13 protein-coding genes and 1 pseudogene are annotated in these 15023 nt (G+C 60.4%); all 14 read left to right on the top strand.

Features of this window, described 5'->3' with window-relative positions; genetic code table 11:
- The first annotated feature begins 24 nt into the window (after positions 1-24).
- On the top strand, positions 25-1218 hold the full coding sequence (locus AXW67_RS05210) for an adenylate/guanylate cyclase domain-containing protein (protein WP_063676996.1): 1194 nt from the start codon (positions 25-27) through the stop codon (positions 1216-1218).
- A gap of 172 nt (positions 1219-1390) precedes the next feature.
- Positions 1391-2305: a LysR family transcriptional regulator gene (locus AXW67_RS05205; RefSeq protein WP_063676995.1), complete on the top strand. Its 915-nt coding sequence runs from the start codon at positions 1391-1393 to the stop codon at positions 2303-2305.
- Between the two features lie 439 nt (positions 2306-2744).
- Entirely contained in the window at positions 2745-3548 is an 804-nt protein-coding gene (locus tag AXW67_RS05200; protein WP_063676994.1) for an aspartate/glutamate racemase family protein, read from the top strand.
- Between the two features lie 155 nt (positions 3549-3703).
- Positions 3704-5062, top strand: coding sequence for a cytochrome P450 (locus AXW67_RS05195; RefSeq protein ID WP_161491225.1), 1359 nt, complete (start codon positions 3704-3706; stop codon positions 5060-5062).
- Entirely contained in the window at positions 5059-6285 is a 1227-nt protein-coding gene (locus AXW67_RS05190) for an NAD(P)/FAD-dependent oxidoreductase (RefSeq protein ID WP_201723634.1), read from the top strand. Before AXW67_RS05195 ends, AXW67_RS05190 begins: the two co-directional genes overlap by 4 nt.
- 106 nt (positions 6286-6391) lie before the next feature.
- Entirely contained in the window at positions 6392-7609 is a 1218-nt protein-coding gene (locus AXW67_RS05185) for an FAD-dependent oxidoreductase (protein WP_063676993.1), read from the top strand.
- A 97-nt stretch (positions 7610-7706) separates the two neighbouring features.
- Positions 7707-8405, top strand: a complete 699-nt coding sequence (locus AXW67_RS05180) for an alpha/beta fold hydrolase (protein WP_063677076.1) — start codon at positions 7707-7709, stop codon at positions 8403-8405.
- A gap of 41 nt (positions 8406-8446) precedes the next feature.
- Positions 8447-9316: an HTD2 family dehydratase gene (locus tag AXW67_RS05175; RefSeq protein WP_063676992.1), complete on the top strand. Its 870-nt coding sequence runs from the start codon at positions 8447-8449 to the stop codon at positions 9314-9316.
- A 19-nt stretch (positions 9317-9335) separates the two neighbouring features.
- Complete coding sequence (locus AXW67_RS05170; RefSeq protein WP_063676991.1) at positions 9336-10490, top strand: CaiB/BaiF CoA transferase family protein; 1155 nt, start codon at positions 9336-9338, stop codon at positions 10488-10490.
- A 22-nt stretch (positions 10491-10512) separates the two neighbouring features.
- A complete protein-coding gene (locus AXW67_RS05165; RefSeq protein ID WP_063676990.1) occupies positions 10513-11901 on the top strand; it encodes an MmgE/PrpD family protein in 1389 nt (462 codons plus the stop codon).
- Positions 11902-12005: 104 nt separating this feature from the next.
- Complete coding sequence (locus AXW67_RS05160; RefSeq protein WP_063676989.1) at positions 12006-13283, top strand: MFS transporter; 1278 nt, start codon at positions 12006-12008, stop codon at positions 13281-13283.
- Between the two features lie 201 nt (positions 13284-13484).
- Positions 13485-13778 carry a hypothetical protein gene (locus tag AXW67_RS05155; RefSeq protein ID WP_145927430.1) on the top strand — a complete coding sequence of 98 codons (294 nt, stop codon included), beginning with the start codon at positions 13485-13487 and terminating at the stop codon, positions 13776-13778.
- 158 nt (positions 13779-13936) lie between these two features.
- Positions 13937-14707, top strand: a complete 771-nt coding sequence (locus AXW67_RS05150; RefSeq protein WP_063676987.1) for an SDR family NAD(P)-dependent oxidoreductase — start codon at positions 13937-13939, stop codon at positions 14705-14707.
- Positions 14708-14910: 203 nt separating this feature from the next.
- Positions 14911-15023 (top strand): annotated as a pseudogene (livG, locus tag AXW67_RS41605) (high-affinity branched-chain amino acid ABC transporter ATP-binding protein LivG); the annotation flags it as partial.

Raw genomic sequence — 15023 nt, 5'->3', positions numbered from 1 at the left:
GATCGCATTGGAGCGAGGCCATTCATGATGCTCAATCCTCCGGATAAGATCACCGATCTCGCGGATTGGATCGTACGGAGCGCGACCAGCAGCGATTCCCCCGAGCTACTGCTCGACGGAGTCTGCCAAACCTTGGTGCGCCATGATGTACCTCTTTGGCATGTCAGTGTCGCGGTCCCTACTATTGATCCGCAGTTTCGGGGAGCGGCGTTGCATTGGTGGCGCGACAGTACAATCAAAGTCGAGACAGCTGCTCACGGCGCCGAGACCGATGAGAAGTTCCGGCATAGCCCCGTATTCGCGTTGCAATCGCAAGGCGTCTCATTCGGGCGATGGATGATCGAAAATGAGGAGGGATGCGAGGTCCATCCCCTGTTGAATGGCCTCCGCTCGCAAGGTGGCACGGAATACGCCATGTTCCTGGTCGACTTCTCGCCAGCGACCTCCGTAAGTGGCACCGCGATTTCGATCGCGACGGATCGCGTGGGAGGCTTTCAGGACAATGATCTGGAGCGCTTTCGAGAGATCGTTCCAGCACTCGGCCTTGCGATCTATCGTCAAATTCTTCTGATCACGGCGACGCAATCGCTCGACAGCTATCTCGGTCGTATGACCGGCGCGAAGGTTCTGGCAGGTGAGATCATCCGCGGTCGGGGCCAAGTGATTGAAGCTGCCATCGTTCTTGCAGATCTGTCGGGCTTCACGACGGTTACGGACCGGGAAGATGCGATGGACGTTGTCCGCTGGCTCAATGAGCATTTGGAGGCAATCGGCGATCCGGTGATCGAGAATGGAGGCGAGATCCTGAAATTTCTCGGCGACGGTCTTCTCGCGGTTTTTCCAGCCATGTCCCGAACCGGCTCGCGATGCGAAGCTTGCGAAGCGGCCTTCTCGACCGCCATGGAGGCGCTAAGACGGAACGACGCAGTGAATGCGAGGCGCAAGCAGGCTAGAGAGCCACAATTGGTGCTCGATGTGGCCCTTCATTTCGGCGAAGTGGTCTACGGCAATGTCGGCACCTCGCGGCGACTTGATTTCACGGTGATTGGACGTGCGGTGAACGAGGTCAGCCGCATTGAAAAGCTATGTGATGAGCTTGGGCTCCATGTCCTCATCTCCGACGAGTTCGCAAAGCGTTGCTCGCAGCGGCTCACAAACCTTGGCGCGTTCACGCTGCGGGGAGTCGGGTCGCCCAGAGTACTGTTTACTCCGGAGTGAGATATGGAAAGGGCCAGTCAGGTGTGAGGTTCGCCATTGGAAAAAGACGAAAGATAGAGGGTGCCTAAGCTTTCGCAGCGTTGACGCCGGGATCGACTGATTTTGTCGCTCGTGGTGTTGCCGCCGCTCTCAAAGATAATTGCGATAAGATATCGATTGGGGAGGGAGTTCAGTGGATCGGTTGACGGAATTGGAAATGTTTGTTCGAGCGGTTGAGCTCGGCAGCATTACACGTGCCGCGGAAAAGTTGGGCTTGTCTGATCCAAGCGCGAGCCGCTGTCTCAGTTCGCTCGAGAAGCGGCTTGGGACTCGGCTGCTGGAGAGGACGACGCGACGGCTTTGGCTGACCGATGCGGGCCGGAGCTACTATCAACGTTGTGCAGAGCTGTTGGCCGAACTCGCCGAGGCAGACGCAGAGGCCGCCGACTCCACGAAGCGACCGTCAGGCGTGCTTTCCGTCACGAGTTCGCCGTCGTTCGGAATGATGCACCTCGCACCCATATTGCCGCAGTTTCAGCGCCTTTACCCCGGCATCTCCGTTCATTTGATGGCGGCCAATCACTATCAAAATGTGATCGATCCAGGCGTAGATATCGCCATTCGGACGCGGCCATTCGAACGGGACTCGAGCACGACGGTTCGCAAATTGGCGCGAACGCGTTATCTGCCGGTGGCTTCTCCAAAGTATTTGAAGGAGCACGGTAGACCCTCCGAACCGAAGGATCTCCACTGTCATCCCTTGCTTCTATATGGGTTCGCTCGCGGACCAGAGCCGTTTCGATTTTCGCGCGGGGATAAAAAGGAAACCGTACGCCTGGTTCCGGCAATTCAATCCACCGAGGGGCGCGTGCTTTGCGCGGCCGCACTCGCTCACGGTGGGATACTCATCCAACCAATGTACACGATTTATGATGACCTTCAGGCAGGGCGGCTTCTGCCGGTTCTCGAAGGATGGAAGTTGGATCCTATGACTATCAACATCGCCTACCATACGCGCAAACACCAGCCTGCCAGAATCCGCATATTCGTGGACTTCGTCCTTAAGCACTTTGCCGAGCAGCAGTTCGAGCAGAAGTGGATGAAATGATGCATTCGTGCAGTCCACCAGGCGCGAGCGAGCTGCTCTAGAAGCAGCTGCGAGCCGGCAATTGCTGACGACGTGCTTCGAGGTGTCGTGACTTCCTTCACGCACCTCGCACGGCTCGATTACGCGTGAACACGGATTGGGTGGTCGCGCCACGGATCATGACCAGCATCCATGAGGCGGTTAGGCTTGATTGAGCCTTTGTGCGCAATCGGCACGCGGCAAACTTGCGCGCCGCGCTCTCTCGCATTCGTTCAAGTCGAGAAAGAATGTCTTGCAATGGAAGCATTTCTTGAAGGGGAGTGCGCGACTAGAGTTGCGCACGCTAGGGAGCAAACAAAAGGGATGACCACGTCTCTTGCAGGCAGCCTCACCGAGCTGAGGGCCTTTGCCTTTCGCGCAAGTTGATGGGCTGACGAGTGGGCGTGAAGCGAGCGATAAGATGCGCATTTGGCACCAGTCCGTCACAGAACTCGAAGCACTTCCTCACTATGCGGAATCGCTATCGCGCCGCTTCGCGGCCGTTGCGGGGCCGGGTGTCGAGGTCGTCCTGCATGGGGTGCCGATCGGGACCTACGGATCCTCGTCTCCCGCGCAGGCTCTCGAATATCCGCGCGAGAGGAGCCGTGTTGCGGATGTCGTGCTTGCGCAGGTCGAACGTGCCGAGGCCGAGGGATTCGATGCCGTCATGATCGCTTCGTTTGCCGAGCCCGCGCTGCGCGAAGCTCGAGCGGCGCTCGATATCCCGGTCACGTCGATGATGGAGAGCTGTCTCTTGGCCGGCTGTTCGGTTGCCCCGCTGATCGGCATCGTGACAATCTCGCCGGCGGGTGCGCGGATGCTGAGAGAGGGTGTGGACCGCCACCAACTGAATACGCGGGTCGCGGAGATCGTCAGCCTCGATCCGGCCTTCAATGAATTCGATCTACAGCGCGCCTTTGACGAACCCGGGAAGGTCAGAGCGGCCTTTGAGATCGCCGCGCGCAAGGTAATCGAGGCCGGGGCGGACGTCATTATTCCAGGGGAGGGCGTGCTGAACGAACTGGCCGCTCACCTGGGCATTCGGGAGCTGGACCGTGTCGCAGTAATGGATGCGACTGCTCTTACGCTGACGCATACCGAGATGCTCGTACGAGCTTATCAAGGATCCATGCTGCGCACCGGACGGCGATGGGGTTACCCCAAGGTGCCGGCTGATCTCAGACATGCGCTCGATACTCCTCGTGGGAAGGGGATGAAGCAATGACTCCCTCGAGGATGCACGCGGAACGGGCTGAGAGTGCCTTGCCGACAATAACGGGAGATGCTGATGACCAGATCTCATGCCGCCGAAAACCAGAAGACATTTTATGCAGGCTTAGCCCAAGAGGGGCGCTTGCTTGAGTTGGGAGGCTCGTCGCGATGATCAAGATCAAGGTGGATTTCGCCAGGTGCGATGCCAATGGTTCGTGCGCGGCGCTCATGCCGGATGTCTTCGAGATCGGCGGAGACGGCACCTTGAAGCTGCTCAAGAGCGAGGTCGAGGAAAATCGCAAGGACGAGGTCGAGGAAGTGATCTTGTGCTGTCCGATGGGGGCAATCTCGCGCGGGTCGGATGCGCTGCCAGCCGTCGAGCCGTTCTCGGCGGAGCCGCAGCCGCACATGGGTGGAGCGATCGAGGGCAAGCCACTGGGCTTCGGGTCGGCGGGATATGTCGTGCTCAGCTACGCACTCGCCGCGCGCGTGCTGCGCGACTCGCGGTTCAGAAATGCGGCCCTCGATCTCATGGAGCAGTTCGGTATTACGACCGGGCCCGTGCACGAATTCCGTGCCCGAAGCGTCCTCATGGCGGAAGGGCCGCAACATATGCGGCTTAGGGCACCCCTGGCCCGCTTCATGGGGCCCAATACCGTGGAGGCTATCAGGGACGTTCTCAGGGATATCCTGGGGGACATCATGCATGGCATGAGCGGTCAAGTGCCTTTCCATACGGCCGTTGCAGATCCCATTCCCGCGCGCATCTACTGTCACCTGGCCGGTGCCCCGACGAGCGACGCCCCGAAAGTTGCGAGCCTTTCAGCGCGCACGTTGTCGCTCCTCAGCCGAGACCGGAGCCTCGCGCCCATGATCTTGGCGGCGTACGACGAGCTCTTCGACTACCTGCGGAATCTGTTCGCCCGCAAGAAAGCGGATGGCCTCGGCAGCGATATGCTTTCCTTTCTCATCAGGGAGCAGGAGGCAGGTAAGCTCTCGCCGGAGGAACTCCTGAACGAGGCGACAGCCATGCTCGAGGCCAGTTCGGTCAACACCTCGCATCAGATCGGCCTTACGGTCTGGGCTCTCCTGCGCAATCGCGACATCTGGTCGAGGATCAGAAACGATGCATCGTTGATCCCCGCGGCGGTCGTCGAGGCGACAAGGCTCTTTCCCAGACCCGGCATCGTGAGCAGGATTGCTACGGAAAGCATTGATCTCGACGGAACGGTGATCCCTCAAGGCACGGACGTTCACGTCGCTATCTGGTCGGCCAACCGTGATCCGGAGCGTTTCGAGCGGCCTGGCGAGTTCGATCTGCATAGAGAGAGAAATCAACCGCTCACGTTCAGTACGGGTGCGCACGGATGCCTGGGCCAGAGCCTGGCGCGGGTCGAGATGGAGGAAGTCGTCCGCTATCTCGCAACGCATTACCCGAACTCGGTCGTCGTCGACGACGCGACGGAGGTCGCGCAGGTTGGCGGCCGGTGGCTTGTAAAGTCGCTTGCCGTCGATCTGAGGAAATGAATACGGCGATGCCGCAGACGTCTTGTGACGTAGCAATTGTCGGTGGGTCGATCGCTGGGTTACGAGCGGCGCAGACGGTCGCTCGCCATGCCCCCGACCTCACCATCGCGATGATCAGTGACGAGACGTATCCTCCATACGAGCGTCCTCCTCTGTCGAAAGTAGGCCTGACGAAACCGCTGTTGCTCGACGCACTGATTTATCCGGCCGTCAACGACCTGAAGAGCCACGGCGTCAACTTCATGCTCGGTACGAGGGCCGAGGAGCTGGATGTCGAGGGAAGGACGATACGCCATTCGTCCGGGGCGCTTCAGTATCGGTCGCTCGTGGTTGCCACGGGCTGCGAGGCGGTCATGCCGCCTGCATTGTCCGGCTTGCCGGATGTGTTCTCGCTCAGACGTTACGAAGACGCTATATCTTTTCGTCGTGCACTCGCCGATCCTCTGAAGTCCGTGGCCATAGTAGGTGCGGGCTTCATCGGCGGTGAATTGGCGTCAATGGTGGCGAACGAAGGACGACAGGTCGCGCTTGTCGATCTTGCGCGAAAGCCGTTGGGCAGGTTCGGCGATGCCGTATTCAGAAGTTACGAGGCGCTTCACCGAGGAGCCGGCATCGAGCTCCACTTTGGAGAGCAGGTGACCGATGTCGTGCAGCAAGGCAACGGCAGTCGCGTATTGAAGCTGAGCGACGGAACCAAAGTCCCTGCCGACGTGATTGTCGTCGGCGTGGGCGTTAGGCCTTCGACCGAGTGGTTGAAAAGGTCGGGCTTGCGCCTTGAGAACGGCATTGTCTGTGACGGCACGCTGCGGGCGGCCGATCACGTGTTCGCGGCGGGCGATGCGGTCCGGTGGCCGAACCGGCGTTGGGGTGCCGATATGAGGGTTGAACACTGGACCAATGCAGCAGAGCAGGGGCGTGTCGCCGGCGTCAACGCCGCAAATGACATTCTTGGATCGCCGCTAGAGGTCTGCGCAAACATTCCATACTTCTGGTCGGATCAGCATGGCGTGCGGATCCAGTTTGCTGGCCATCGCGCAGGCGATGAAGAGGTCGCCGAGAGTCGAAATTCGGGTGGCTCCCTTTTCCTGTACAGGCGGGGCGAGATCGTCACTGGCGTGTTGGCGTTCGAGCGTCGTGCCGACTTCGTCAAGATCCGAACGATGCTGAAGAGTGAGCTGAGCTGGCAGGTGGTCAGTTCGCTCGTCTCTCGAGAGGACTCATGACGCGTGGCTCTCGACACATCTGCTCGTGGGTTCGCGACGTCGGCGTCGCGCAAACTCCGTAGAAGGACTTGGTTCATAACGAATACCAAAGGGGAAAAGGATAATCATGACCTCTACAGAGGCCGTCACAATCGTCGGCGCTGGCCCTGTCGGGCTGATTGCTGCACTCGGATTGGCGAAGTCCGGAATCACCGTCAGCGTGTTGGAGCGGGCGAAGGGCATCGTCGCGTCGCCGCGCGCAATCACGTACCACTGGTCCTGTCTTGAAGGCTTGTCGGAGTTGGGTCTGCTGGACGAGGCGCTCCAGCTCGGTTTCTCGAAGCAGGACTACAGCTATATCGAGTTTGCGACCGGTGAACGAATCGATTTCAGCCTGGATGTGTTGGAAGGTCTCACGAAGTTTCCATACAACCTTCACCTCGGTCAGCATCGGCTCGCGGAGATTGCGCTGCGAAGGCTCGCGGCCTACCCGAATGTGACTGTTCACTGGGGCGTCAACGTCACGGACATCGAGCAGGATGCCGAGGGCGTGTCGGTTGCAGCCACTGGACCTGACGGAGAGCTCAAGTTCCGCAGTGGCTGGCTTATCGGAGCCGATGGTGCTGGCAGTGCGGTTCGAGGCAGGCTGGGCCTGGAATTCGAGGGCATGACTTGGCCGAAGCGTTTTGTCGCGGCCAATCTCCATCTCGATTTTGCCAAGTACGGTTTTGCCCGAACGACCTTTTTGATCGATTCGACCTATGGGGCCATCATCGTCAAGCTGGATCAAAATGATCTCTGGCGATGTACCTACAGCGAGGACTTGAACCTGCCGGAGGATGGCATCCCGGAGCGTATCAGTGAGTTCTTGAAGGTGATTGTCCCGGCCGCGAAGGATTATACGCTGCACGCCTATTCACCCTATCGAATGCACCAACGCGCGGCCACGACGTTTCGCGTTGGACGGGTGCTGCTCGCGGGCGATGCTGCGCATGCGACCAATCCCAGCGGTGGCTACGGCCTCGTTGGTGGGCTGTTCGACGTGTACGTCCTCTACAAAGCTCTTGCCGCCGTGGTGCAAGGCAGTGCGGGCGATGAGGTGCTCGACAAGTATGCGGAAGACCGTCGTCGCGTCTTTCTGGAGATCGTCTCACCTGCGGCATCGGAGAACAAGCGCATGATCTTCGATACCAGCGATCCGGCGCAGCGCGCTGCCGATATGGCGAGGATTCGAAGCCTTGCCGCCGATAAGGCAACGTTGGTCGAACGGTTGATGCTGACGTCCCGGATGAGTTCTGAGCCGCCAGTCCCGCTTAAGAAGGCTTCGCAGCGCGAGACCATTTGAGTTCTTCCAACCGATCTAAACATTCGCCTCTGGATCGCGCGAACCGTTCCTTGATAGTGCGCAGCCTGAGGCTCCCGAATATGACATGGAGCATCTCTTGAGCAAACATCAGGTTATTTTCGTTCCTGGATTGGCGGCCGATGGACGCCTGTGGCAGCCCGTCATTGACCGGCTTTCCGACATCGTCGAGCCAACCATTGCCCGGTGCAGCGGCACATCGATCGCCGACTTTGCTGACGAGATTCTGGCGGATGCTCCCGACAAATTTGTGATTGCCGGCATTTCGATGGGTGGGTACGTGGCGCTGGAGGTCGCGCTACGTGGCGATACCCGCTTGGCGGGAGCGGCCCTTGTGAATACGAATGCGAGACCCGCGTCTCCGCTTCAGCTGCAACGCTCAACTACGTTTCTCGAGGACGCCAAGCGTGGTCTGTTCGACACGGTCGCGGACAAGCTCGGGGAGATCGTCGCTGGAGGTAAGGCGGAGCTCGCGACCCTCGCCGCTGCAATGACTCGCACCGTTGGCCGAGACGGGTATTTGCGGCAACAACAGGCTGTACTCGATCGCCTGGATCAACGCAGCAAGCTGCGGCAGATTGCGGTGCCGGCCCTCGTCATAGCAGGTGATGAAGACCGCATTTCAGCACCGAGCCTCGCCAATGAAATCGCGCGATCAGTACCAGGGGCGGAATTGGAAATTTTCCCTTGCGGGCACCTTTCGACGGTCGAAGTTCCGGAGATGGTGGCAGCGAGCCTGCGTGACTGGCTTTCAAGGCGAGTTGAAGTTGCGGCGTGATCATTTCTGTAGCCGAACTTTTTCAGGAGGCACGGTAGGAAATGAGCGACGCAATGACTGATCTTTCGCATCTACGCCAATGGATCGGACGGAGCGAGACTCTCAATGATGAGATCACGCGAGCGCCGGTTCGGGCGCTCAACGCGACGTTGGATCTCCCGGAGATCGAGATATCCGAGGGGATGCGGCTTCCACCGCTGTGGCATTGGCTGTATTTTCTTCCCGCTCACCGGCAAAGCGAACTGGGGCCGGACGGCCATGCCCGCCGAGGCGGCTTCTTGCCGCCGGTGCCGCTACAGCGTCGGATGTGGGCGGGCGGTCAGTTTGAATTCCATGCGCCGCTGAGAGTAGGCGACCAGGTCAAACGGGTGTCGACGATCGACGATGTCGCCATCAAGGATGGGCGCACCGGTCGTCTGGTGTTCGTGAAGGTGCGCCATGAACTCTTTCGCGCTGGTCACACTGGACCAGCGATTACCGAGTTTCACGACATCGTTTATCGTGAAGCGAAGCGCCCCGGCGATGCGGAGCCCGCTCCAACGCCAGCACAGGCTGGCCCCCCTTGGCAGCGCAATGTCGAGCCGGACGATGTTCTTCTGTTCCGCTACTCGGCCCTGACGTTCAACGGACATCGCATCCACTATGACCGCGATTACGTGACGAAGGTTGAAGGGTACCCTGGCTTGGTGGTTCACGGACCGCTCATCGCAACGCTTCTGATCGATTTGGTGCGACGCCAGGCGCCTAACCGGGAAATTGCCAGCTTCCAGTTCAAAGCTGTTCGTCCCACGTTCGACGGGAAATCGTTCAGCCTGAATGGCGCGCCGTCCCCAGACGGGCGCTCGGTTGGCCTATGGGCGGCTGATCATGAGGGTTGGCTGACCATGCAGGCAACCGCGGCCCTGACTTAGAACGCCGGAGTTTCCTTTAATGTCATTGCCGCTGGAAGGCATCACAGTCGTATCCCTCGAGCACGCCATCGCAGCGCCTTTCTGCACGCGCCAGCTCGCGGACATCGGGGCACGCGTCATCAAGGTCGAACGGCCCGGCACGGGCGACTTCGCCCGCGCCTACGACGATCGGGTCCGTGGCGAGGCGTCGCACTTCGTCTGGACCAACCGCAGCAAGGAAAGCTTGATCCTGGACCTCAAGGACCCGGAGGGGCTGTCGGCCTTGAAGGCCCTGGTGGGCCAGGCAGACGTGCTGGTGCAGAATCTGGCGCCCGGCGCCACGGCGCGCATGGGGCTCGATTACGCCTCGCTGCACGTCGCGCATCCCCGGCTCATCGTGTGCGATATCTCGGGCTACGGTGGCGACGGCCCCTACCGCGACAAGAAGGCCTACGACCTGCTGATCCAGAGCGAGGCAGGCTTTCTCTCCATTACCGGCACGCCCGATACGCCCAGCAAGGCCGGCAACTCGATCGCTGACATCGCCGCCGGCATGTACGCCTACAGCAACATCCTTTCCGCGCTGTTGTTGCGCAATAAAACCGGCGAAGGGGCGCACATCGACCTGTCCATGCTGGAGGCGCTGACCGAGTGGATGGGTTATCCGTTGTATTACGCGTTCGATGGCGCATCGCCGCCCTTGCGGGCAGGGGCATCGCACGCCAGCATCTACCCTTATGGGCCATTCGCGACCGGGGGCGATGGCACGGTCATGCTGGGCCTGCAAAACGAGCGGGAGTGGAGCGCCTTCTGCGCGGACGTTCTCGACGATGAGGCGCTGGCATTGGACGAGCGCTTTGACAGCAATACGCGGCGCAACGCCAACCGGCAGGCGCTGGACGCCATCATCCTCGACAAGTTCAAGTCGCTGGACCGTGCCGAGGTGCTCGAACGCCTCGACAAGGCAGGCATCGCCAATGCGTCGGTCAATGACATGGCGGGGTTGTGGCAGCACCCACAGTTGCGAGCCCGCGACCGCTGGCGCTCCGTCGACAGTCCGGCCGGCGAGATTCCCGCCCTCCTTCCGCCGGGGCGCAGCAATCGCTGGGAGGCTCGGATGGGACCGGTTCCGCAGTTGGGCGAGCACACTGCCGCAATCCTTCAGGAACTCACTGCTGGCTCAAAGCCAGCCTAACGCTCGCCCTGGAGAGGCAACCATGGCATTTGACACCGACGGCATCGGCACCTTGACCGAGCATTTCGCGGCGCTGTGGTCGGGGCTGACCTGGGCTGACATCCCCGAAGCGGACATCGCCGGCATCAAGGATCACGTCCTTGATACTCTCTCCGTTGCTCTCGCGGGCGCGCGGACGTCGGAAGCTGCCAGTGTCATCCGCGTACTCACCATGGCGAATGGGCGACAAGCTGGCGCGACAGTGTGGGGCACGCCGGATCGACTGCCGCTTTCCCAGGCCGCGCTCGCGAATGGCACATCGGCGCATGCCCGTGACTTTGACGATGGCGGCGGGGCAGGACATGCCGGATCGACCGTTATTCCGGCTGCTCTGGCAGTTGCCGAGTCGGCGGGCGCCTCAGGGCGGGATTTCCTGCTCGCGACGATTGCCGGGTACGACGTCGGATATCGCTCGCTGCTCGCGATCGGCGGCTTCGCGGTGCATACAGGTCGGGGCTGGCACTCGTCGGGCACGATGGGAAGCCTCGGCGCAGCGGCAGCCGCAGCCAAGGTACTCGGGCTGGACGCCGAGAAGTTTGCAAATGCGCTAGGCATCGCGGGCTCCTTTACCGGTGGCGTGTGGGCATTCATCGACGACGGCGCGATGACAAAGCGCCTTCATCCCGGAAAGGCGTGCGAGACCGGTGTGAATGCAGCCCTGCTTGCCCAGGGTGGCATTACCGGTCCGCACAGGATCTTCGAGTCGAAGTTCGGTGGGCTCTTCACCACCTACAACGATGGCACGGGATTCCGGGAGAAAGCGCTGGCTGGTCTCGGCGTCAACCTCAACGTCGCCTCTTCCTACCTCAAGCCCTACGCCTGTTGCCGCGGCAGTCACTCCACGATCGACACGGTGCTCGGGCTGATGAGCAGCCACGGCCTGCGGGCGAACAATGTAAAGCGCGTCGACATCACCGCTGGGCAGACCGCCTACGATATGATCGATGTCTATCCGATCGAGACAGTCTTCGACGCGCAGTTCAGCCTGCCCTATGCGGTGAGCGTGACGCTGATTAGTGGCGAGGCCGGCCTCGGCCAGTTTGAGCCGCCGAGGCTCAACGAGCCCGAGGTACGCAGTGTATTCGACAGGATCACCTTTACCCTGGACAAGTCGATCGGCCTGGAAGACGGCCCTCGACTGCATATCGAGCTCTCCGACGGTACGATTATCGACACCCCCGCGGGGAATCCGACGCTCGCCAAGGGCTCGGCCGTGCAGCCGATGACGCATGCCGAGGTGGTCGCGAAGACACACGCCCTGATCGACCCGATTGATCCAACCCTAGCCGAAGCGCTCATCACGGCAGTGGAGGGGCTAGATCAGGCTTCGGACCTCACCGCCCTGCTCACCGCATTGAAGGTAAACGGGTGAACTGGTTCGCCTCTGCCTTCGAAGGACAGATCGATCTGCGGAATGGGCATGACGATGCGCGCACCGTGAAACCCGTTTGAAAATGGAATCGAGGGGGAATCGTCATGGCAAAGCGTGGATTGTTTCCGGGCTGGAAGGTCGTCGTGGGGTCGGCGGCCGGCATCGGATTTGGCTCGATAGTTTTCTTCGCAGCAAGCTTTGCCTTATTGGCCGGCGCATGGGCCCAGCGGTTCGGCTGGGCGCAGACCGAGCTTGCCAAGGCCGCTGGGATATTTCTACTGGTACAGGCCATAATGTCGCCGATCCTCGGCTGGTTCCTCGACCGCTGGGGAACGCGAAAAGTTGCCATGATCAGCATCGTCCTATTTGCGATCTCGCTGGCCATGTTGAGCCAAATCGGCAATTCGCTGAACCAGATGTATCTGACGTTGGCATTAATGAGTCTGGTCAGCGCCGGCACCAACGTACCGTCTTATGCGCGCGCCATCTCGCTGTGGTTCGATCGCAAGCGCGGGAGGGCGCTGGGCCTTGCCGCCAGCTCGCAGGCGATCGGTGCGTTCTTGATGCCGGTCATGATCCAGATGATCATCGCGCAGTTCGGCTGGTCTGCTGCGCTGCTTGCGGTCGCTGCCGTTCAGCTGCTGGTTTGCTTGCCGCTGGTCGCGCTTCTGGTCAAAAACAGCCCCACACCTTATGGGTTGCTTCCCGACGGGGCTGAGCCGGCCGGTAATGTCGCAACGACGAGGCTGGAGGTCGCCGGGCTGGAGCTCCGCGAGATTCTTCGCCCCGGTGCGTTCTGGAAGCTCGCCGTGTGTTTTGGGATCATGGGTATGTCGACCTATGCAATCGCGGCCAACATGACGTTCATTCTTACCAAGACCGCGGGGGCGGCCCCGGCTCAGGTGGCCAAGGTTGTGGCCATCACGGGAATCGCCATGCTGCTCGGACGCATCACTTTCGGCTACCTGCTGGACAAAATCCATGGGTCGATCATCGGCGTCGTTGCACTTCTGCTCACGGCCTCCTGCTATGTCATCTATGCCATGACTGACGCGCCGGCGTTGATCTACGTCGGGGCGTTCATCGGAGGCATGGCGATCGGCGGTGAGACCGATCTGATGCCATATCTGGCCGGCCGCTTTTTCGGTACACTTGCGGTCGCCAGGATTTATGGCTGGTTTCTGACGATGTTTTTTGGCGGAGGTACCATCGGACCCGCAGTGTTCGCATATGTCATGGCTGTCTCTAACAGCGCCATCACGCCTCTGCTGATGTTGGCGGCATTGCAGATCGTCCCTGCCGTGATCTTTCTCTCCCTCGGACCCTATCCGGTCGAAGCCAAGCAAAAGCCGGTAGCGTTGGTGACGCAGCCAGTAGTGTGATTGTTGCTTCTGTGCGCGCGCAGGGGGTGCCGACCGCGCGAGAATCACGCGCAAAAATCAGACGGACGATCGGGCGCGCCGGCACCACTCTCGCGTGAATGATAGTTCCAGATTGCGCAAGACTCTCTTTCGGCCGTGGCATTTCTTGCGCACGGTTGGTCGCCTACTGTGACGGTCAAGCAAGAGCCTCCAGGAGTGAACGTGGCAGCCATGGACAGCGTAGCGATCGTCGGTGCGGATCCTGTTGAGTTGGTGATCGCCTCGGCTCTTGCGCGAGCCGAGGTTTTGGTCGCCATTTTCGAACGCGGACGTGAGATCGTCTCCTCGCTGCGCGCGATCACGTACCGTTGGTCGGCGCGGCTTGGTTTGCTCGAGGATGCGCTGGCATTGGAATTTACCAAGCAAGGTTACACGTATCTTGCGCAGCGATCAGGCATTTTGTCGTTGACGCTTTCGTCGGTCTCCAAGTCTCGGAGCAGGCCCAAGCTGCTGTAGTTCACCAATGCCCTTGGTGCGGCGGGCTCCGTCAGCGTTGATTAGGACGAAAGCAACAGGCTCGCGCCCTATCTCGGTTGCAGAAGAACAAAGCAGCGACCCGGCTCTCTTCGTGATTCAGGGCACGGCGCGTCACACATTATGCGGTGGAGGGAGAGATGAGAGATAGGCTTTCTGGGAAGTCAGCCATCGTGACCGGTGCGGGATCTGGTATCGGCCGCGCCACGGCTGTTCGCTTCGCACAGGAGGGCGCGTCGGTGATCGCGGCCGGCCTGTCCGAAGGCCTCGAAGAAACCGCCGAGCTTTGTAAAGCGGCGGGAGCAACTGCAATTGCTGTGGTAGTCGACGTCAGCCGAGCTGGCTCAGGTGAAGTGATCCTTGAGGCCGCGGCCAGGATCTCGAACTGCCCCAATGTGCTGGTGAACAATGTGGGTATCGCCGGCACGACTGGTGTCTACGATACGACCGACGATGAATTCGATCGCATCGTCGATACCAATCTCAAGAGCGTCTTGCGCATTTCGCGGCCCTTCCTGCAATTGTGCCGCTCGAAAAAGATGACCGCGTCGATAGTCAACATATCGTCGGTGCAGGGCATGCTGGGATTTCCCAACAACACCTCCTATGCCGCAACCAAGGCAGGCGTCATCGGATTGAGCAGACAGATGGCACACGATTGCGCCGCCTTCGACGTCCGCGTGAACGTGGTTGCGCCCGGCATCATCGAAACGCCGCGCACCGAAGCACGTCTGCGCGACAGTGCTGAATTCAGAAAGTACTCCGTTCAATCGACGCCTCTCCGCCGCGCGGGGCTCGCAGACGAGGTTGCCGCAGCGTGCCTCTTTCTTGCCAGCGACGAAGCCAGCTTCATCACGGGCCAGGTCCTTGCCGTCGATGGGGGAGCATCGACGACGGTCTTCCGCGTCTAGTGCGGTGACGAGGCGATCTATTGGAATCTGCTGAGATCAGCATTGCCAGCGCCGATCATGCTTACAAGGGACTTCAAACTCGAAGCCCCGAGTGAAACCGGATGATTGCGAAGGGGAGGGAGAATGTTGCGATGGGTAGAGGGACCGCCACCGTTTGGCGCGTGGGGGCCGGACAGTTGTCGATCGCATGAAGGCGATCCATTATGACCCGGTTGAATTCGGTCGATGGACAGCCCCTGCTTGCGGTTCGCGACGTCAGCGTCGTGTTCGGCGGCATCGTCGCGCTCAACGGCGTGTCCTTCGACATGCACAAGGG

The organism is Bradyrhizobium neotropicale (assembly GCF_001641695.1).
Classification (GTDB): domain Bacteria; phylum Pseudomonadota; class Alphaproteobacteria; order Rhizobiales; family Xanthobacteraceae; genus Bradyrhizobium; species Bradyrhizobium neotropicale.
Note: the sequence above shows the minus strand (reverse complement) of the source record. Positions and strands in the feature narration are given on the sequence as shown.

What these genes read in the sequence shown, in the direction of transcription:
- AXW67_RS05210 (WP_063676996.1), top strand. Translation starts at nt 25, where the DNA reads ATGATGCTCAATCCTCCGGATAAGATCACCGATCTCGCGGATTGGATC.
- AXW67_RS05200 (WP_063676994.1), top strand. Translation starts at nt 2,745, where the DNA reads ATGCGCATTTGGCACCAGTCCGTCACAGAACTCGAAGCACTTCCTCAC.
- AXW67_RS05195 (WP_161491225.1), top strand. Translation starts at nt 3,704, where the DNA reads ATGATCAAGATCAAGGTGGATTTCGCCAGGTGCGATGCCAATGGTTCG.
- AXW67_RS05190 (WP_201723634.1), top strand. Translation starts at nt 5,059, where the DNA reads ATGAATACGGCGATGCCGCAGACGTCTTGTGACGTAGCAATTGTCGGT.
- AXW67_RS05185 (WP_063676993.1), top strand. Translation starts at nt 6,392, where the DNA reads ATGACCTCTACAGAGGCCGTCACAATCGTCGGCGCTGGCCCTGTCGGG.
- AXW67_RS05175 (WP_063676992.1), top strand. Translation starts at nt 8,447, where the DNA reads ATGAGCGACGCAATGACTGATCTTTCGCATCTACGCCAATGGATCGGA.
- AXW67_RS05170 (WP_063676991.1), top strand. Translation starts at nt 9,336, where the DNA reads ATGTCATTGCCGCTGGAAGGCATCACAGTCGTATCCCTCGAGCACGCC.
- AXW67_RS05165 (WP_063676990.1), top strand. Translation starts at nt 10,513, where the DNA reads ATGGCATTTGACACCGACGGCATCGGCACCTTGACCGAGCATTTCGCG.
- AXW67_RS05160 (WP_063676989.1), top strand. Translation starts at nt 12,006, where the DNA reads ATGGCAAAGCGTGGATTGTTTCCGGGCTGGAAGGTCGTCGTGGGGTCG.
- AXW67_RS05150 (WP_063676987.1), top strand. Translation starts at nt 13,937, where the DNA reads ATGAGAGATAGGCTTTCTGGGAAGTCAGCCATCGTGACCGGTGCGGGA.